Below are 18694 nucleotides of genomic sequence, written 5' to 3' on the forward strand. Positions count from 1 at the left end.
AGCAGCAGGAGTCAGAGGCTTTTCAAAATTGTTTCTTATATTGTACCGAACTATGAAAATTAAATCAAGGGGAGAGAACCTGAGTGGATATTTGTTTAGAAAGTCACTTTATTCGGACGAAGAAGAGGTTCCCGCACATGGATGAGAAAGTCGCGTTGGATTCTGTGTATATAGGCGTTAGTCAAGCAATTGCTAGTGTAGGCACACATGAGGATTTAGAGGAGCTTGTCGTGCAATATAACGCTTTACTATCAGTAATCATGGAGGAGGCCATCTAAATGCCAAAGTTCTTTATTAGCGAGGTTAAAGAAATAGTTATTGAAACAGAAGTAGAAGCGGCAGATGCTCGCACAGCTATTTCTAGATATAAACAACAGGTCGATACAAATACACTCACTATTTCAGAGGAAACTCATATTACTGTGAAAGAAACGAAGGAGGATATCCAGTGAATCAGTTAACGGAACAATTTAATCAGCAGCAACAACCAAGCGTACTTGGACAAGCATCGTCTTCCCGCGAAATGGAAGAAGTTAAGGGGCAGATTTTCATGGCCCGTCAATTCCCTAGAAATGTCTTTCAGTCTGAACAGCGCATTTTAGATGCATGCAAGCGTCCTTCGTTAGCGCAGACAGCCATTTATAGATATCCAAGAGGCGGAGCAATGGTTGAAGGGCCGTCTATCCGACTAGCGGAGGTTTTAGCCCAGAACTGGGGCAATATTGCATTTGGAGTTAAAGAACTTGAACAGCGCGAAGGCGAGTCAGTTGCGATGGCTTATGCTTGGGACTTAGAAACAAACGTACGTCAAGAAAAGGTGTTTACGGTTAAACATTCTCGTAAAGCAAAAGGGAAAATTAATAAGCTGGATGATCCGCGAGATATTTATGAATTGGTCGCTAATAACGGGGCCAGAAGACTCCGGGCATGCATACTCGGCATTATTCCTGGAGACATAGTTGAAACGGCGGTAGAAGAGTGCAACAAGACACTGGCAGGAAATAATAAAGGACCGTTGAAAGATCGTATCGCCAATGCACTGACAGCTTTTAAAAATCAATATAAGGTAACTCAGGAAATGATAGAAACTCGGTTTGGATATAATGCCGATGCTTTCACAGAGGTTGATTATGTGGATTTAATCAAGATCTTCAATTCATTGAAAGACGGGATGAGCAAGGTGGAAGACTGGTTCGATAAGAGCACTCTTAAAAAGAATAAGCAAAGTGATCTAGCTAAGTCGTTTGAAAGCGAGAACAAGGAGACAGCTGCTTCTGAAAAAGAAGAGGCAAAACCAGAAAAAGAGGTGAAGCCAAGTGCCACAGACACAGCAATGGACTTTGACCAGGGAGAACTATCATTCGAACAAAGCTGATCGAGAGTTTTTCTCTGTTTCTCAATTTAAAAGTTTCATAGAGTGCGAGGCAAAAACAATGGCGAAGTTGACAGGGGCTTATAAAGAGCCCCACTCCAACGCCTTGTTGGTAGGTTCTTATGTACACGCAGCATTTGAAAGTGATGAAGCATTCAGCCAATTCGTTGAAGAAAACAACGGAGCTATATTTAAAGCTCGCGGCGGCAAGTATTCGGACTTTGAAACAGCTGACCGGATGATCGAAACATTGAAAGCAGATCCCTTCGCCATGTTTGCTATGGAAGGCGACAAAGAAGAGATTTACACGGCTCATTTATTTGGAGCAGATTGGAAAATCAAAGTGGATAGCATTAACCATGAACGCAAATCATTCAGCGATTTGAAAACCACACAGGACCTTTATAAGCGTTACTGGTCAGTTAAATACGATAATTGGGTTTCTTTTGTGGAGGCATGGGATTATGTGCTCCAGATGGCGCTGTACAGACGGGTTTTACAAGAGGTTACCGGAAACACCTATACACCTTATATCGTTGCTGTAACAAAGGAAAATCCACCGAATAAAGCAGTGCTGCACTTCGATGTAACACGCTTTGATTTCGAGTACGAATACATCGAAATGAAAATGGAACGGCTGATTGACGTGAAGGCTGGAAAAGCAGAGCCGATCCGGTGCGAGAAATGTGATTACTGCCGAATGACTAAGCAACTGAACGACACGATAGAGATTGGCGAGTTGATCTGGCAATGAACATACAAAATTTGTGAAAGGAGGGAGTAAGCGTGAACTACATCAGAGAAATGAACGCATTCTATGATTGGCTCGAAATAAATGAACTGTCACCATCAGCAATTAATTTATGGTACGCACTCATGCACATAAATAATAAGGCTGGATGGGCAGAAACATTTACGGTGGCTGAATCGGTGCTATGCGTCAAAACAGGATTAACAGATCGCACCCTCCGAAAAGTGAGAAATGAATTGAAGCAAAAAGGTCGGATTGACTTTGCCTCCAGAAAAGGAAAAGCACCTACTTATAAGATCATTTCCTTTGAAAGAACGGAAAATAATTCCGAACTTCCTCAAAGGTCGGAAAATATTTCCGCACTTCGTTCCGCAATTAGTGCCGAGGTTAGTTCCGCACCTAGTTCCGGAGTTGGTTCCGCATTAATTAAACTAAATAAAACTAAACAAAAAGATAAAGAAGGTGATGAAGAAAATACGCGCATGTTGGTTAATCCTTTTCATTTTTACGAACAAGAAGGATTTGGCCAGCTTAGTGGATTTGTAGCAGATACGTTAGGGAGCTTGATTGACGATTACGGAGAAGCATTGGTTTTACATGCTATGGCCGAAGCAGTTCTGTATGGAGCCCGCAATCTAAAGTATGTAGAGTCCATTTTGAAGAATCCTAACAAAAAACGAGGTGAAGAGAGTGGCCAGAAAGTTTATCAGCATCGCGGAAGTCATGGCGGACCTGCAAGAAAAGGCAAGTCAACGGATGATGTCTATCGGGAGCTCGAAGAAGCCAGAAGAGCCTGGGGCGGATGAGTATGAGTGCTCTATTTGCAAGGATACGGAACTAATCTACTACCAAAAGGAATCAACGAACGACTTGATGTATACCTTCTCTAAACCTTGTGAATGCCGGGAGCGAAAAGCTTGGAAGCGACGATTTAAACAATCGATGATCCCGGAAGAATTTACTCAAGCGAACTTTGAAAACTATGAAACTACCTCGTCCATTCAGAAAGAAATGTTGGAGTTAACAAAGGAGTATCGATCACTCTTTAAGATTATTAAAAACGGTGACACGAAAGAGAAAGTGATTCCGTCTGATAACTTTGGGTTACTTGCAGTCTTTGGGGAACAGCGAATGAAAGAAATGCCTACTGCAGAACGAGCCGCCTTAAAACAAAAACATAACAATTACGGTATCGGTAAGACTCATTTACAAATTGCTTTGGCTAAGCAGCTGATCAAGGAAGGCTTTAACGTGCTGACAGTATCGGATGTAACCTTCATGGAAGAGCTTATGCAAGCAAAGAAAATGGATGACGGGGGAGAAACGTATAACCACCTCTTAAACGGTGCTTTGTCGGCAGATGTACTCATTTGGGATGACATTGGAAAAGTGAACTGGACAGAGCCGCGCGAGCGAATGTACTACACGATTATTAATGAGCGATACCGTAGGCGAAGACCCATTGTTTTTAACAGTAATGAAGATCGCGGCACTCTTGCTGACAAGATTGGACATGCAGGAGGCAGCCGGCTAATCGGGGAATGTGGAAAATATCTGCTGGATGCAGAAGGAATTGATTGGAGGCTAAAACGATAATGTGTAAATTATGCAACGGCACTTATGTTGATAAAGGCGGCAGTGGTTCTTTAAGGTTTGTCCAGCCTTGTCCGAACTGTGGACCAATGCCAGAGGCGGTTTGGGAGAAACGCCGGGCAGATTTCAAGAAACGGTTTGAAGAAGCTAAGCGTCTGGTTGGAAAGGAAGTCAGTTGATGGCAGTTAAAGGAAAAGCAAAGTACGGAAATAAAAAGGTGGAGCGAGACGGTCATGTTTTTGATAGTCTCGCAGAAGCAAAATACTATGAGCAGTTGAAATGGCTGCAAGCAAACAATCAAATTCTTTTCTTCCGGATTCAGCCGCGCTACTTGCTGCAGGAGGCGTTTAAAAAGAACGGCATCGCTCATCGGAAGATCGAATATGTAGCTGACTTTGAAGTGCATAAGAAGGACGGTAGCATTGAAGTGATTGATATCAAGGGAGTGGAAACAGAAGCATTCCGGATCAAACATAAGCTGTTTGAGTTTAAATATCCTCACACGCTTAGCTTGATTGCTTATAGCTATGATCACAAGCGTTTTATGCCATTAAAAGAATATCAGGCTTATGAGCGGAAGAAAAAGAAACTGAGAGGAGCAAGCAGACATGCTGCAAGGAAAGTGCGTTGATCCAGAGCTCGCTGGCTCTTTTCCTGAAACTGTATATCTTTTTCCGAATGGGACGGCACATTACTATGTTTCTCGTTTCCCGAATGAAGCTGCTCACATAGGATGTTTTCAGAAAGAGAAATTCGAATTGATCGATGACTGGCCTCCTGAACCGCCGGCCATCATTCCAAAGTTAAAGCATGAGCAAGTCTATAAGGCTAAATTGATTTGGTCAACCAAGTGGTATAAAAAAGCCGGAAGAGAGTGGAAGCATTACTATGTGATTGCAAAAGATCATCAAAAGAACTTCACCTTTTTTGAAGATGAACAGTTAACCAAATTGTGTGGTTGTTTTCCAGCTCATTGGTTTACGGATTATCAACCGGTTGAACCAGCCCCTATGGAGGAGTCCTTTGAAATGGAGCTTATTGAAGAAGAGTCGGCTAACTTTGAGCAGATGTCATTGTTTTAAGAAGTCATTCATATAAAACCGAAACTATCGAATAAAAAGGGGTGTTAAGTTTTGAAGGAAATCGAAATTGAGGTATCTGGACAAGCTGAAGAGTTTTATTTGTCCACTACAAAAGGGTGGGTCAAAGTAGCAGGTCATTCAATTGCTGTTGGTGGTTTCAAATTTAGTGCTGTTCCGATCAGTGGTTTTATTCTGGTTTCAGAAGTTGAATCAGGGGCAAAACTTTTCCGCGTACCTGTTTCTGAAGCGATTGAAAGCTATGAAGAAACGATGCTTTTTTTAGAACTGAATGTAGCTGTTCAGATTGTTGCAGTAATTGAAAGAATAGGTCAGGAAAAGATGAGGAACGAGATCAATCGTTTGAAAGCATATTCGCTAAATAAATTTGGCCAGAAGCCTTTCACAACAACAATAGATATCGAAAATCCTAATCCATATTTGCATTAATCAATAGTATGTCGAGAAAGCGAAGGAAGAATAGCGATGAACGAATTAACTCCTAAACAATATATGGAACAATGGCTGGATTTAAGCAGCAAGACTAATCCAAAGCCGCCGCCAGAGGAAATAGAACGTCTCAAGAAAGAATATCGGGCTCAACGTAAGCGGGCAGAGTGGAGACAATGGGCTATGAAGCAGATGGAGGTAGCGAATGAACAAAAAGAAGCGTAAAGCCGGATACTATCTGCTCTTTCGAAAAGAAGAAGGGCAGCGGGTCTGGCTGTATGAACGATTGCAACGTCATGAGCTCAACAGCCGGCTCAGAAACGGCTGGAAGATTTCTGGATAGGGAGGATGAGGAATGAGTAGAGAGATTAAGTTTCGTGCGTGGCATAAAGCGGATGGCAAAATGTACAAGGTTTACGGTTTCAGTCAAGGTAAGTGGTTTCTAAGGGGCAAAACCTTCCCGATGCCATCAGGAGCGGTAGAGGTCATGCAATACACCGGCTTGAAGGACAAAAACGGCGTAGAGATTTATGAAGGGGATATTATTTCCTTTGATTTATATGGCAACGAGGAAACAGAAAAAGGCATAATCATGTGCGATAACGGCTCCTTTGTTGCTAAGACTGGTTACAGTCCTGCTCTTGACGGTACACATCATGGTCACCCTTTAACTTATCAATTAGGGTCACTTATTAGGAATGATAAGGCTGTTGAAGTCATCGGTAACATTTACGAAAATCCGGAGTTGATCGAACGTGATTGAATACCGTTGCATCGATTGCGATAAGTCAGAAATACTGGCGGGCATCGTTCCCATGAAGGCATGCCCCCAGTGCGATTTCTTGGTGGAAACTGTTGAGGAGTAGGAAACATAAGATGCGCAATAGAAAGATCAAGAACATGGATATTGAATTGGATAAAAAAAGCATTAATCAGATTTACTGATTAACACCAAGCGTACTAAGGAAATGTGTTCGCAGATGGTGGCTCTTAACTGAGCATCTCTACATCTTTCTAATTCACTAAGTAAATGATCCAATTCCCTTAAAAAAATCTGACGTTCATTATCACTTACCATAGTGACACTCCTTTTCATAGCAAGAGAGCTATGAAAGGCAAGCTTATCAATAGTACCATTATTTTACAAGCAACAAACCTTTAATATAGAAGAATAATTTTAAGAAGGTTGGCTGATTTATTCGTTTTGATTAGATATATCTATTGCACATTCTATTAAAAATGTGAAGGAGAAAGAGGAATGGCAACACATGATTTAAAAATATGGCCTGAATATTTTCAAGAGGTTCAAAAAGGTAATAAAAACTTTGAAATCAGGAAGAAAGATCGCAATTTCAAGGTAGGGGACACCATATTCTTATGGGAATTTGACCCGAGTAAAAAGAGACTTACAGGCGAATTTTTGGAAGCGACAATTACTTTTATAACTGATTTTGAACAAAAGGAAAACTATGTGGTTTTTGGGATTAAATTATTTAATGCTACTACATAGTACGTGGAAGAAGAAAAACCTGTCTCTGCAACTAAAATACAATTTTCTTGATATTTGGCAACCAGTGAGGAGGTATTTAAATGAGTAAATGCAAGGGTTGCGGTGCAGAAGTTCAATGGATCAAGACTCCTTCCGGAAAAGCAATGCCGCTTGATATGCAAAGACAAACAATTGTTACGTTAGAGGGACAGGTAGTGAGCGGATTTACTTCTCATTTTGCTACATGTCCAAATGATAATAACTTTAGAAAAGGAGCAAATTGATATGTATTTAGTTATTACCACACAGCCAATCACAGGTTATAAAGTCGGAAAGTACGAAACTTTAGATGAAGCAAAGGAAGTCATAAAAGGGTTGGTAGCAGCTGGTCAACGCAATGTAATGATTGCTCAAGAAATCCCGATGAAATTAAAGGTAGAAGTGGAGTTTTAAAAGAAAAAAGCCAGGCTTTCGCCCAGCCAATCAAGGTGTATGTCTTTGTATAGTCAGGTGGTATGAAAGGACCTTGATTACAGATAGTATATCCAAACGATATATATGATATACAAAAAAGACCAGGAAAAATCCCAGTCGTCGAATAAATCATACACTTGGAGGGAGATTGCCAAACTTTCTTTGATCATTATGTCCAATTACAGAAAAAACATACAAAAAAATCCAGAAAAACTCTTGGTTACGCAAGTGTCTTCGTACATTTCGTAGGAGGCACCATCCGGAAAAGTGTACGAAGACGTTAGAGGTTTGCCTAGCTTATTAATCCCTTTTATAGAGTAGATAGAACCGAACATTTACAGTTTATTCAAAAAATAAAAAAGTGTGCAAAAAGCCAGGAAAGCTCCCGGCTCTTTAAAATATCGTTGGTACCTTTATTTTAACAGATCGGGGGCTTCTCTACTATGAAAGAAATCTTGATTGATCCTTCCACAATGAAATTAGAATTGGATATAATGGAAATACCGAGCAGCTGTGTGGTGGTGATCTGTGACGGCAAAGTTAAACTTAGGGAGTTACCGCCGCACGGTGAATATAAAATTGTCACGCATCAGGGGAAAGTAAAGCGGATGAGGCGGGAAGAGGGAGAGGAATTTTAGATGCATAGAGAATTAATACTTTCTTGTGGAGCTACCTTTATATTTTTAATGAATTATAGAATTTTAAATCCTATTCCACCAATGGTTATGACAGGATGCGCAATTTTTGCCGCAATGTTGGTTTTAGCTGATTATTGCAGGTATTATTCTGAATTGCCTCCTTCTGAAAGTAGGGTTTGGAACGGGATGATTCGAATCTCAAATGTTGGTTTTTTGCTGACTATTTATTTATCATTTCCGGTTGCTGTTTTTTTGCCTTTGTTTATAAATGGTAATGAGCAGAGTGTGGCAGATATATTTACCCTATTTGCTTTAGGTCTTACTTTAATTTTAATTTCTTTAAGACAATAATATTAACATTTATATTGTTCTCTCAGCTAACTGAAGGACACTGAACAGACACGGAAATTCGTGTGTTGTTTGGTGTCCTCTTTTATTTTGTAAGGGGGTAAGAGGTATGAATTCTACTTTAAAGGATCAGTTGCAGCGATGGAAGCGGAAAAATCAGGTGGTTGAGGGGAGGAAATCCAAGAGGTCGAAAAAGAAGCTGGCAAAGCGAAAAGAACAACCTGCCAGAAAGCCGGAGTCTTTGTCTGATAGCGATTTAAGGTATTTGATGGGTACAGGCAGACCGACATATAAACGCCACCGTGGATCATTTAGACAACGATAAGGAGGATCAATATGCGAACGCTAATCTTTGAATATAAACAAGCATTAAGAGAACTGAAAAGAATGAAGGCCGCTATTGAAGCTAAAGAAGAATTATCAGAGCTGGACCAACAAGACAAATCGATGATCAACAGCATGATTAGTGAAGTGGAGTTTGCCATTCAGTGGATGGTGTCTGGCCGTAATCCAGATGCCATGCGTGGAGCTGATCGAACAGGGGCATATACACTAGATCCAAAGTTGCTAGAAGCAGTTGTGCCGAATAGAGAAGTCGTGGAAGAACGGAGACTGACAGCAGATGAACAGTGGCTACTGGATGATGTGCTGGCTGATTTAACGAAGCGGGAGAAAGATGTTTTTACTCTTGCAAGGGCGGAAGGTTTGACGCTTGAACATACAGCTGAGTTGCTCGGGATCACTAAGTCATCTGTGCAGACATATTTAGAGCGAGCGAAGCGGAAAATTGAAGATCGAAAAAATGGTAGCCTTTTTCTTGTTTCATAAAAAAGAAATAGGGCTGTGATTAGATCAACATAATTTATTTGTGGTATAATGTGGAAAAGGAGAGTGGTTGATATAGCAAAAAATAGATTGAGTGAAGAAACTAGAAATGCGATGAAATTGGATTTAGGAATTGAGCCGAATAATTCAAGAAACAAATGTAGATCGTGTTACTATCATCCGTATAATGATATTTGTAACAAACATCATATAAGAACTAATGATGATGATTCCTGTAAACATTTCAAAAGAGATACCAAGTTTAAGTTTACGAACGGCGGCAGTATGTCTCCTAGATAAGAAGAAAGCATACTATTTTTGTCGTACGTCTAACATATATATGAGAAGAACAATTTTCGCCATCCTTGCGGTGGCGTTTTTTGTTAAAACAAAAATCCCATCAATTGATGGGATTAAATAATTTTCTTCATGCCACGCTGTCGGCATTCTCTAAGAAATATGCCGTCTTTCATTGAGTTTTTAAACGGTGGCGTTGCCATAATGTTTTACACTGGATGTTTATATACCTGCTCTTATCTCTGTTGCATAGGAAATACATTGTTCTATATACTCTAGTACATCATCGGAAATCGGATATAGCCCTGTTTCCTCAGTGTGCAGTTTTCTGATTTTCCAGAACTTATCCATTAATTTTGTATCTCCTTGAAAGGTGTCATTTGATATGTCCATTAATTCGAGAGCAATTTGATAACCTTCGTCTGATTTCGGTTTAATATTGTGCTTTATACACCATTTAATTCGTCGTAATAAAGAAATATATCGTTGTGTTATCTCTTCATTGCTACTAAGGTTTGGGATTGTCTTTTGCAGGAGTATCTTTTCATCATCTTCAAAATAGTCCATCCATTTTTTAGAGCTATTTTGTGAAGTTTGAACAATTCGGGAGACATGTTCCCAAGACAAACATTCTTCCAAATCGATCATATTAATTAATGAAGCTGTGTTAGAAATGCTGGTTTGAATTTTGGAAAGTTGTTCTTGTAAGTAATTATGATGAGACATCAAGATTTGTTTATAAGAGAGCTTATCTAATAAATCGCGAATATTCTTTAGTGGGAGTGAGAGTGATTTTAGAATAATAATTTTTTCTAATTTGAATAGGTCTTCTTCCGAATAATACCGTCGTCCGTTATCATCCTTATAACTTGGGTTGAGGAGATTAATCTGATCATAATAACGAAGTGTGCGAACGGAAATGTTTCGCTCCTTAGATACTTGACCTGTAGTCCATTGTTTCATTTCATTCCTCCTGAAAATAAAGATTGAAGGTGACGTTGAGTCATCTAATACAGTTAAATTATAACACATGAAGAAAGAGGGAAAGTTAATGAAAACAAATGAAGTGAATTGGAAGGAACAGGATCACTGGGGTTTAAAAGAATTTGTATTATTAATGTTACTTGAATTTGTAGTTGTAATAGGGTGTATTAAATTTGTCGTTTGGCCACTTTATTCTCAATGGCTTGATAATGATCTATATTCAGGGACTTTAATGGGACTAACAATAGCAGTTGTTCTTATTCTAGGCGTATACTTTATTGCTCTCCGTCCAAAAAAACTTTCTTGGAGTGAAGTAGGGATAAGAGCATTTTCTAAAAGCGATTGGAAAGTTATTTTCATACTGACTATTGTCTTAATGGTTGGTGCCACGATAGTTATGGTGCTTACTAGTTTTATTGGAAATACGTATGAAAACAGCAAAACAGAGGCCTTGCAGGAAAATGCAACTCTCTTTAATGTCTTAATTGCTTTTATAGTTGCAGCAATTATCTCACCAATATATGAGGAAATATTCTATCGTGGTTTTTTGTACCGCTGGTTACGTACACGCATAAGTATAGTTGGAGCCATTTTACTAAGTTCATTAATCTTCACAGTTATTCATATTCCAACTTATAATGTTATGCCTGTAAATTTTTTGAGTGGTATAATTTTTGCCTTGGCATATGAACGTACTGGTTCTATTTGGCCTTCGGTCATTATTCACGGTTTGACCAATGGAATTATGGTTTTTCTGACAGTTGCAGGATAGGGAAGGTTTTTATCAGCAGTTGAAATGTCTAAAGCTAATACGTGGTCGCATCTGACTCTTTTTTCGTTCTAAATGGTTAGCTGTATTAAAGTAGTCAGAGAAGATGAATTATTTAAAGCATCCGAATAAACGGGTGCTTTTTTCTTTGCTCTGGATCGGGAGCACTACTTGTGTAACAACATTTTTGTTTCTTTATTATCCATTGATCCCTCTTTATAATGAATTGAGTAGAGGGAGTGAAATAGAATGGATAAGATTGGGAAGCTTTATGGAGCAGTAAATTTTATTAATGAGCGTCTTGAGGAGTTTGAAAGTGAGGTTAATGATTTTGTTATAGCGACTTACGGACCAATCGAAATCTATAGTAGGTTAATAAACGATGAATTCTTTGCTAAAGTGAACATCAAAAATCGTATGCTAGCTTTTAAACGAAGCGAAGGATTAATAACTGTGTTTAAAATTATAAATGATGAAAAAGAAGTTATAGACAGTATTTATCCATCCGTTGAAGATGATGTTTGTATGAGAAGCCAGGGGGGATATTTAGATGATTTAGCTTTAGAACAATATTTTCAAGAAGTTTTTAAAGGGATTTTTAATTAAATTAGCCACTCTAAATGAGGGGCTTTTTCTTTGTTTAGAACAAAAAACACCATAACTGAGGGGATAAAATAAACTTTTTTATACCATAGTCCTGATATCTTACATTATTGCTTTATGAAATGGTTCTGTCAGATTGCTAATTGTATACCATTAGGAATCAAAGAATGAAAAGAAAAACAAGCAATTCAACAACTAATCTCCAAAGATTTGATAAAAGTATTATCATTCAAACATAGAGGGGGAACTAATGATTTAAAAATTTACTCAACTTTTTTTAAAAAAACTATTAAACATTTCAAAAGCCAGTCGATATAAGAAATAGTCAAGGATGATAGTACATAACCAAGGAGTGGATAAGAGTGGGACTAGTTGTAGGAAGAAAGCCAGGAGAGGGATTTGTGGTAATCAGTCCAACTGGTGAAGAAATCAAAATTCATGTTGTTAAGCGCGAAGATGGACTTCTTCGCATTAACATAGATGCCCCAAAAGAGTACCAAATCTTGCGGAGCGAACTTATTGGTGGCACGGATGCTGCCAAAAGTACAAAAACAAACACACGGAGGTAGATTCACATGAGAATCAATCACAACATTGCGGCACTTAACACGTACCGCCAACTAAACAGTGCAAATGGTGCACAAGGTAAATCAATGGAGAAATTATCTTCAGGTCTTCGTATCAACCGTGCAGGAGATGACGCAGCTGGTCTTGCAATCTCTGAAAAAATGCGTGGACAAATTCGTGGATTAGATATGGCTTCTAAGAACTCTCAAGATGGTATTTCTTTAATCCAAACAGCTGAAGGTGCATTAAACGAAACGCATGATATCCTTCAACGTATGCGTGAATTAGCTGTACAAGCAGCAAATGGTACCAATACTACTAATGACCGTGAAGAAATCCAAAAAGAAATCAATCAAATGACATCTGAGATCAACCGTATCGGTAATACTACTGAGTTCAATACTCAGAAATTGTTGAATGGTGATAAGAATGGTGCAGCAGCAGTTACTGCAGTTGCTGGTGAATACAAGGTAACTGTGGGTACAAGTAATATCACTATTGATGGTAAAACTTTCACTTATGATGCCGTGGGTGGTGGAACTACAAACTTTAAGGATGCTGCGGAACTTGCAGCGTTAATTGCTGCAGATACCGACCTAAAAGATAAATATACTGCCTCTAATGATGCTGGCGCTTTAAAATTGGTTCAAAAAGCAGGCAAAGAAACTGCAACTGAACCTACAGTTGCAGGTGGAACGCTTTCTACTACTAAAGCAGGTGTTGAAGGTAAAGCAGCAGGTGCAGGAGAGAGTCTGAAATTCCAAATTGGAGCTAATGAAAACCAAAGCTTAACACTAGATATTTCTGATATGAGAGCAGTAGCTTTAGGTATTTCAACTGATACTAATACAGATGCTAAATTAGCTGTAACAAATGGTACTGATAGCACAGCATCAGAAACAGCACTTAGTGTGTTAACACATGCTGATGCTGCAGCAACTGTAACAAAAATTCAAACAGCAATCGATAAAGTTTCTGCTGAACGTTCTAAACTTGGTGCGAACCAAAACCGTTTAGAGCACACAATCAACAACTTGAGCACATCTTCTGAAAACCTAACTGCTGCGGAATCTCGTATCCGTGACGTAGACATGGCGAAAGAAATGATGAACCAAACTAAGAACTCTATTCTTTCTCAAGCTGCTCAAGCTATGCTTGCTCAAGCTAACCAACAGCCACAAGGCGTTCTTCAATTATTACGTTAATCTTGGCAAAAAAGCCTTCCTTTACAGGGAGGCTTTTTAATTTGTTTTCAAAAGTTCTATTGTTAGTGGGAGGTAGGTGCCATGTAAATGAATTGGGACAAGATAAAACAGGAATATGAATCTACTGACATTACATTAAAAGCATTAGCTGAAAAGCATAATATAAAGCTTGGCACATTGAAGAGTAGAAAGAGCCGGGAGAGTTGGTCGAGGGGATCGCCTAAAAAGGATGCAACCCCAAAACAGAAGGTTGCAACCAAAAAACGAATAGAAGAACCAACACTTGAGCCTGTTGTGGAGTCGGATGAATTAACCGATAGACAGCGGCTTTTTTGTATTTATTATGTGAAAAGCTTTAATCAAACAATGGCAGCTATAAAGGCAGGGTATTCTCCTGACAGAGCACATGTAACAGGGAGTGAATTAGTAAGGAATCGTAAGGTGGCGGAGGAAATAAAGCGTCTGAAAAGCAGGATGACAAGTGAAGTTTTCTTAGATGCAATGGACGTGCTTAATAAGTACATCAAAATAGCCTTCGCTGATATAACCGACTATGCAACGTTTGGTAAAAAAGAGATTCAAGTTATCGGTATGGACGGACCTATTGAAGATGAAGATGGCAACCCAGTTATGCAAGAAGTTAACTATGTAGACTTCAACGAGTCATCCACTGTTGACGGCACAATTATAACTGAAGTAAAACAGGGAAAAGACGGTATATCTATAAAGCTCGCTGATAAGATGAAGGCGCTGGAAATGCTAACAAAATATTTTGATCTTCTATCTGATAATGATAAAAAGCGGCTGCAAGAGGAGAAAATCAAAGCAGAAATCACGAAAAAGCATGCGGAAATCGCTAAAATTCGTGGTGAAGATGATAACGAAGATTATGAAGATGATGGTTTTGAAGCCGCTCTTGATAGCGTGACAGAAGAGGTGTGGGCTGATGAAGACAACGACACAACGGAAGAGTGAACAACTAGAAAAAGAATTAAACGTACTCATTCCAGCTGATCCGAAGCGTAAAAAGAAGCGGGCTCCATTTAAGTTCAAACCGTTTTCAATAAAACAAAAGAAAGTTCTGACCTGGTGGCGTGATAAGTCTCCTTACAAAGACAAGGACGGCATCATCTGTGATGGCTCTGTACGTGCTGGTAAAACCGTTGTTATGTCACTTTCTTACGTTATGTGGGCGATGGATCGCTTTGACGATGAAAACTTAGGAATGGCTGGTAAAACAATCGGCTCTTTTCGTCGTAACGTGATACGTCCACTCAAACGCATGTTAAAGGCTAGGGGCTACAAGGTGAAGGATCATCGAGCGGATAACATGCTAACCATTACCTATAAAGGTCGAACCAATTACTTTTATGTTTTCGGTGGAAAAGATGAGTCCTCACAAGACTTGATTCAAGGTATTACCCTTGCCGGAATGTTCTTCGATGAAGTAGCACTTATGCCGGAGTCATTCGTCTCACAGGCGACCGCTCGTTGCTCAGTTAAAGGGGCAAAATTTTGGTTCAACTGTAACCCTGCTGGACCATACCACTGGTTTAAAGAGAAATGGTTAGATCAGAAGAAAGAAAAGAACATGCTGCATCTCCATTTCACAATGGATGACAATCTTTCGCTTGATGAAGAAACAAAAGAACGCTATCGCCGGATGTATACAGGAGTATTCTATAAACGGTATATTCTTGGTCTATGGGTGCTTGCAGAGGGTGTCATTTACGACATGTTTCATGATGGTGAGGATGGTCATGTTATCGATGAAGTGCCAGGTAATATCGCTGAATACCAAGTGGTTATTGACTATGGAACCAAAAACCCTACTGCTTTTGTTTTACAAGGTATTACCTATGATGAAAACGGCAAGCGGACATATTATGACTTGAAAGAATATTATTACGATGGTCGCAAAGAAGGACGACAAAAAACTGATGAGCAGTATTATAAAGATTTACTTGAGTTTTGCGGCGATAAAACAACGGAAGTGATTATTGATCCATCCGCTGCATCTCTCATAGCTGTAATTGAACAAGATGGAAAACTAAGTGTAACCCCAGCAGTAAACGATGTAGTTGATGGTATTCGCACAGTAGCTTCCACACTTTCTGAAATGCGACATTTCGTACACCGATCATGTAAAAATTTATTAAGAGAGTTTGCATCTTATGTGTGGGATGAAAAAGCGGCCCAACGAGGCGAGGATAAACCAGTGAAGCAATTTGATCACGCCCTTGATGCTATAAGATATGGTATTTTTACACGCGAGTCAGTAGCAGTACCCACTATTCGCAATCCTTTCGATGATTAAAGGAGGTGAGGAACATAAGTAAAAACTTTTGGCTTAACATGAGCTACAAAGCGTCGATGGTCTCTAGCGCCATTATGATGCTTCACAACGGTCAGCCTGCTCAAACCCCTGCTAGGTTCGATAAGCTAGCCAAAGAGGGATTTGAGCGGAATGTGTGGGTCTATCAGTGCGTCATGAAAACAGCTCGTGCCGCTGCTTCTATCCCAATTGTTTTGTATCAAAAGAAGGGAAAAGAGCTCATTGAAATTGAAAAGCATCCGCTTCTCGATCTCTTAAACAAACCGAATAACCATGAATCTGCAATTGACTTCAGAGAAAAGTTAATTGCTTTTTTGTTGTTATCGGGAAACACGTATCAAGAAATGAATGGTCCAAATCGTGGCGCACCAACTGAGTTGTGGACCTGGCGACCTGATCGGGTAACAATCATGCCAGGCGGCGAGTATATCAAGGCATTCAGATATTCAGTAAGTGGTAAAGACGTGGATGCACCATATGAAAAAATTATCCACAGCAAGTTCTTTTCTCCGCTAGATGATTTTTATGGGTTAGGTCCAATACAAGTGGCTAGGCAGACTGTGGACATGGATAATGCTACATCTGAGTGGAATACGTCACTTACGCAAAACTATGCTGCACCTAGTGGGTTTTTAGTGACAGACAAATCATTAGCAGAACCTCAATACAACCGTTTCAAAGCGGCCATGCGCAAAATGTTTGGAGGGGTAAAAAACGCCGGAAAGCCTCATTTACTTGAAGGTGGCCTTCAGTGGCAACAGTTAGGTTTGTCACCTAAAGACATGGATTTCATTCAGTCTCGTAAAATGACGCGGGAAGAAATATGTGCTGTCTTTGGTGTGCCACCTCAGATTATGGGAATACAGGACAGTTCAACTTATAACAACTACAAGGAAGCAAGAGCAGCTTTTTACATGGAAACTGTACTGCCTACGCTGGATAAGATCATCAGCGGGTGGAATCACAAGCTTGCGCCGCTTTTTGGAGAGAATTTGGTTGTCGGTTATGACACTGATCAAATTGAAGCGTTGCAAGAAACCTCAGATACAAAGTGGGCTCGCTTAAAAGACATGAAAGATATCTTATCTATTAATGAAATTCGTCAGGCTTTAGGATATGAGGATATCGAGGGTGGTAATGTACGCTATGTACCGTTAAACGTCTATCCAGAAGGGGAGGACGCTCCAGACAATACACGAAATCAAGAGGAGTCTAGTGCTAGTGGCGATCCGTTGAAGAAAGCACAGGCTTTTTTTATGAAAGCCGCCGCTGAGATTGAAAGCAAGTCATTAGGTGATGAGTATATAGCTGAGTTTGAAAAACAACGTGCGGGATATCAAAAATCCGGTGAACGACTTATCCGCAAACGATTTGAAGCAGAGGGCAAGGCAGTAGTGGCAGCTTATCTGAAAGATGGCGAAAAGGGCTTATTAAAAGAGCTTAAATCACAGGAAAAAGAATGGGTAAAGACCATGACTGCTGTTTATTACGGCACAATGGAGCATTTCGGGCAATGGAATTATGACCGCTTAAAAGCTGAATATGAAGGCAAAGGTACATTCCCGGGTGAAAAGAAATTCTTTCAAAGCCTTTTTACAATGGCCAAAAGGAGAATCAAGAAGTTCATTGGAGAGACAGCTGTTTTTCTTGTAACTAAAATCAGTGAATTTACCCGCGAAACACTACGCATGGAGATTAGCGAAGGTGTAGAGAATGGGGAATCAATTCAACAAATCGCTAAACGTATTGAGAATATATACGGTGATGATTTTGGGCCTAAACGTGCGATGAATATTGCTCGTACAGAGGTTGTTTCTGCATCGAATGCCGGAGCAAGAGAAGGGGCTATTGCCACAGGGCTGGATCTCGAAAAACAATGGGTAACTACCACTGATGGTCGAGAAAGAGGAAGCCATTCTGAATGCAATGGACAAACACGCGATATGGATGAGCCATATGATGTTGGCGGTAGTGAAGGGATGTTTCCTGGTGACCCCAAATTGCCAGCTAAAGAACGCATTAAATGCAGATGTGCCGAAAAACACACACCAAAGGATTGGTGAGAAAGGAGCAAAAGATGAGATCGTTTATTGTAAAGCATCCGGATTTTATTGAAACGAAGTCAGCGGCTGCACCAGTTGATATTGAACAAAAAGCATTAACATTTGAAATCAAAGCTGTAGACGATGAAACAAATATCGTTGAAGGTTATGCTAGCACCTTCGGTGGAGAGCCTGATGCTTATGATGATGTGATTGTAAAAGGAGCCTTTTCTAAAACGATTCAAGAGCGTGGCGATCGTGTGAAATATTTATGGCAGCATGATTGGAACAAACCGATCGGTAAAGTCATCGAGCTTCGAGAGGATGAGATCGGTCTTTACTTTAAGGCAAAGATCAGTGAAACAGCCAAAGGAAAAGAAGCAATGCAACTCATGAAAGACCGGGTCATTGATCGTGTTTCGATTGGCTATAGCACTGTTAAAGCGGAGTATGATAGCGAAACAGGCATCCGCTATTTGAAAGAAATTCGCTTATTCGAAATCAGTGCGGTTACATTCCCTGCTAATGACCGGGCTATTATCACATCAGCCAAGCATGCACCGGAACAAAAGGCAGGTCGTGTGCTATCAAAGCAAAGTGAAAAAGCTGTTCGAAGTGCAGTTGAGGCTATGAAAGCCGCCGTGGAATCACTTGAATCATTATTATCTGCTGTAGAGTCTGATGATCCAGAAGAAGATAACGAAGGTAAAAGCTTTACAGAAGATGAGCAAAAAGAGATTGCTAGTCTTGTTGAGGAAATGAAAAACTTTGCAAACATAGATGGATAGCATGCCAAAAGAATTCGCTCTATCGGATATACACTTTAAGTCTCTTAATAAGAGGCTATTTTTTATGCCACAAAAAACAATTTCA

At 39.8% G+C, this 18694-nt stretch carries 30 protein-coding genes; 28 read left to right on the forward strand and 2 right to left on the reverse strand.

What is annotated here, in order from left to right:
* The first annotated feature begins 83 nt into the window (after positions 1–83).
* The 20 genes from B1A98_RS20235 to B1A98_RS16850 all read left to right on the forward strand — a co-directional run bounded on the left by B1A98_RS20235 (position 84) and on the right by B1A98_RS16850 (position 9022).
* The gene (locus tag B1A98_RS20235; protein WP_125474367.1) at positions 84–278 is read left to right on the forward strand and encodes a hypothetical protein; all 195 of its coding nucleotides are present in this window, start codon (positions 84–86) and stop codon (positions 276–278) included.
* Positions 279–452 carry a hypothetical protein gene (locus B1A98_RS20565; protein ID WP_158286039.1) on the forward strand — a complete coding sequence of 58 codons (174 nt, stop codon included), beginning with the start codon at positions 279–281 and terminating at the stop codon, positions 450–452.
* On the forward strand, positions 449–1375 hold the full coding sequence (locus B1A98_RS16780; RefSeq protein ID WP_082821774.1) for a hypothetical protein: 927 nt from the start codon (positions 449–451) through the stop codon (positions 1373–1375). The genes B1A98_RS20565 and B1A98_RS16780 overlap by 4 nt, the downstream gene beginning before the upstream one ends.
* Complete coding sequence (locus B1A98_RS16785) at positions 1317–2126, forward strand: PD-(D/E)XK nuclease-like domain-containing protein (RefSeq protein WP_082821773.1); 810 nt, start codon at positions 1317–1319, stop codon at positions 2124–2126. The genes B1A98_RS16780 and B1A98_RS16785 overlap by 59 nt, the downstream gene beginning before the upstream one ends.
* 32 nt (positions 2127–2158) lie before the next feature.
* A complete protein-coding gene (locus tag B1A98_RS16790; protein ID WP_063385319.1) occupies positions 2159–2929 on the forward strand; it encodes a DnaD domain protein in 771 nt (256 codons plus the stop codon).
* Positions 2814–3719, forward strand: coding sequence for an ATP-binding protein (locus tag B1A98_RS16795; protein WP_240492483.1), 906 nt, complete (start codon positions 2814–2816; stop codon positions 3717–3719). Before B1A98_RS16790 ends, B1A98_RS16795 begins: the two co-directional genes overlap by 116 nt.
* Positions 3719–3895: a hypothetical protein gene (locus B1A98_RS20570; protein ID WP_158286040.1), complete on the forward strand. Its 177-nt coding sequence runs from the start codon at positions 3719–3721 to the stop codon at positions 3893–3895. The genes B1A98_RS16795 and B1A98_RS20570 overlap by 1 nt, the downstream gene beginning before the upstream one ends.
* On the forward strand, positions 3895–4347 hold the full coding sequence (locus B1A98_RS16800; protein ID WP_063385318.1) for a DUF1064 domain-containing protein: 453 nt from the start codon (positions 3895–3897) through the stop codon (positions 4345–4347). The genes B1A98_RS20570 and B1A98_RS16800 overlap by 1 nt, the downstream gene beginning before the upstream one ends.
* Positions 4325–4798 carry a hypothetical protein gene (locus tag B1A98_RS16805; protein ID WP_063385317.1) on the forward strand — a complete coding sequence of 158 codons (474 nt, stop codon included), beginning with the start codon at positions 4325–4327 and terminating at the stop codon, positions 4796–4798. Before B1A98_RS16800 ends, B1A98_RS16805 begins: the two co-directional genes overlap by 23 nt.
* A gap of 51 nt (positions 4799–4849) precedes the next feature.
* The gene (locus tag B1A98_RS16810; protein WP_063385316.1) at positions 4850–5245 is read left to right on the forward strand and encodes a hypothetical protein; all 396 of its coding nucleotides are present in this window, start codon (positions 4850–4852) and stop codon (positions 5243–5245) included.
* Positions 5246–5281: 36 nt separating this feature from the next.
* The gene (locus B1A98_RS16815) at positions 5282–5470 is read left to right on the forward strand and encodes a hypothetical protein (RefSeq protein WP_063385315.1); all 189 of its coding nucleotides are present in this window, start codon (positions 5282–5284) and stop codon (positions 5468–5470) included.
* Complete coding sequence (locus B1A98_RS20575) at positions 5451–5588, forward strand: hypothetical protein (protein WP_169713119.1); 138 nt, start codon at positions 5451–5453, stop codon at positions 5586–5588. The genes B1A98_RS16815 and B1A98_RS20575 overlap by 20 nt, the downstream gene beginning before the upstream one ends.
* Positions 5589–5600: 12 nt before the next feature.
* Positions 5601–6008 carry a YopX family protein gene (locus B1A98_RS16820; RefSeq protein WP_063385314.1) on the forward strand — a complete coding sequence of 136 codons (408 nt, stop codon included), beginning with the start codon at positions 5601–5603 and terminating at the stop codon, positions 6006–6008.
* A 495-nt stretch (positions 6009–6503) separates the two neighbouring features.
* Complete coding sequence (locus tag B1A98_RS16825; RefSeq protein WP_063385313.1) at positions 6504–6755, forward strand: DUF3850 domain-containing protein; 252 nt, start codon at positions 6504–6506, stop codon at positions 6753–6755.
* An 80-nt stretch (positions 6756–6835) separates the two neighbouring features.
* Entirely contained in the window at positions 6836–7018 is a 183-nt protein-coding gene (locus B1A98_RS16830; RefSeq protein ID WP_041102005.1) for a hypothetical protein, read from the forward strand.
* 1 nt (position 7019) lies between these two features.
* Positions 7020–7187, forward strand: a complete 168-nt coding sequence (locus B1A98_RS20580; protein WP_156136679.1) for a hypothetical protein — start codon at positions 7020–7022, stop codon at positions 7185–7187.
* Between the two features lie 464 nt (positions 7188–7651).
* Positions 7652–7846, forward strand: a complete 195-nt coding sequence (locus B1A98_RS16835) for an XtrA/YqaO family protein (protein ID WP_063385312.1) — start codon at positions 7652–7654, stop codon at positions 7844–7846.
* Positions 7847–8197, forward strand: coding sequence for a hypothetical protein (locus B1A98_RS16840; RefSeq protein ID WP_063385311.1), 351 nt, complete (start codon positions 7847–7849; stop codon positions 8195–8197).
* Positions 8198–8303: 106 nt separating this feature from the next.
* Positions 8304–8519 (forward strand): hypothetical protein, encoded by a 216-nt coding sequence (locus B1A98_RS16845; protein ID WP_041102010.1) that lies wholly within the window; start codon positions 8304–8306, stop codon positions 8517–8519.
* Between the two features lie 11 nt (positions 8520–8530).
* Complete coding sequence (locus B1A98_RS16850) at positions 8531–9022, forward strand: sigma-70 family RNA polymerase sigma factor (protein ID WP_041102012.1); 492 nt, start codon at positions 8531–8533, stop codon at positions 9020–9022.
* A gap of 410 nt (positions 9023–9432) precedes the next feature.
* Here B1A98_RS16850 and B1A98_RS21065 read toward each other — a convergent pair whose 3' ends face one another.
* Positions 9433–9519 (reverse strand): DUF8096 family protein, encoded by an 87-nt coding sequence (locus tag B1A98_RS21065; RefSeq protein WP_478212336.1) that lies wholly within the window; start codon positions 9517–9519, stop codon positions 9433–9435.
* Positions 9520–9538: 19 nt separating this feature from the next.
* A complete protein-coding gene (locus B1A98_RS16855) occupies positions 9539–10279 on the reverse strand; it encodes a MerR family transcriptional regulator (protein WP_041102014.1) in 741 nt (246 codons plus the stop codon).
* 88 nt (positions 10280–10367) lie between these two features.
* Between B1A98_RS16855 and B1A98_RS16860 the strand changes: the two genes are divergently transcribed.
* The 8 genes from B1A98_RS16860 to B1A98_RS16895 all read left to right on the forward strand — a co-directional run bounded on the left by B1A98_RS16860 (position 10368) and on the right by B1A98_RS16895 (position 18609).
* Positions 10368–11072, forward strand: coding sequence for a CPBP family intramembrane glutamic endopeptidase (locus B1A98_RS16860; RefSeq protein ID WP_063385310.1), 705 nt, complete (start codon positions 10368–10370; stop codon positions 11070–11072).
* A gap of 246 nt (positions 11073–11318) precedes the next feature.
* Positions 11319–11675, forward strand: a complete 357-nt coding sequence (locus B1A98_RS16865) for a hypothetical protein (RefSeq protein ID WP_041102018.1) — start codon at positions 11319–11321, stop codon at positions 11673–11675.
* Positions 11676–12034: 359 nt separating this feature from the next.
* A complete protein-coding gene (locus tag B1A98_RS16870; protein WP_063385309.1) occupies positions 12035–12241 on the forward strand; it encodes a carbon storage regulator in 207 nt (68 codons plus the stop codon).
* Positions 12242–12247: 6 nt separating this feature from the next.
* Positions 12248–13444 carry a flagellin N-terminal helical domain-containing protein gene (locus B1A98_RS16875; RefSeq protein ID WP_063385308.1) on the forward strand — a complete coding sequence of 399 codons (1197 nt, stop codon included), beginning with the start codon at positions 12248–12250 and terminating at the stop codon, positions 13442–13444.
* Positions 13445–13531: 87 nt separating this feature from the next.
* Positions 13532–14419 carry a terminase small subunit gene (locus B1A98_RS20935; protein ID WP_063385307.1) on the forward strand — a complete coding sequence of 296 codons (888 nt, stop codon included), beginning with the start codon at positions 13532–13534 and terminating at the stop codon, positions 14417–14419.
* Positions 14391–15761 carry a PBSX family phage terminase large subunit gene (locus tag B1A98_RS16885; RefSeq protein ID WP_082821772.1) on the forward strand — a complete coding sequence of 457 codons (1371 nt, stop codon included), beginning with the start codon at positions 14391–14393 and terminating at the stop codon, positions 15759–15761. The genes B1A98_RS20935 and B1A98_RS16885 overlap by 29 nt, the downstream gene beginning before the upstream one ends.
* Before the next feature lie 77 nt (positions 15762–15838).
* On the forward strand, positions 15839–17842 hold the full coding sequence (locus tag B1A98_RS16890; RefSeq protein ID WP_256682630.1) for a phage portal protein: 2004 nt from the start codon (positions 15839–15841) through the stop codon (positions 17840–17842).
* Between the two features lie 14 nt (positions 17843–17856).
* Positions 17857–18609, forward strand: coding sequence for an HK97 family phage prohead protease (locus tag B1A98_RS16895; RefSeq protein WP_063385305.1), 753 nt, complete (start codon positions 17857–17859; stop codon positions 18607–18609).
* The last annotated feature ends 85 nt before the right edge of the window (positions 18610–18694 follow it).

The organism is Pseudobacillus badius, from assembly GCF_002189605.1.
In the GTDB taxonomy this organism is placed as follows: Bacteria; Bacillota; Bacilli; order Bacillales; family Domibacillaceae; genus Pseudobacillus; species Pseudobacillus badius.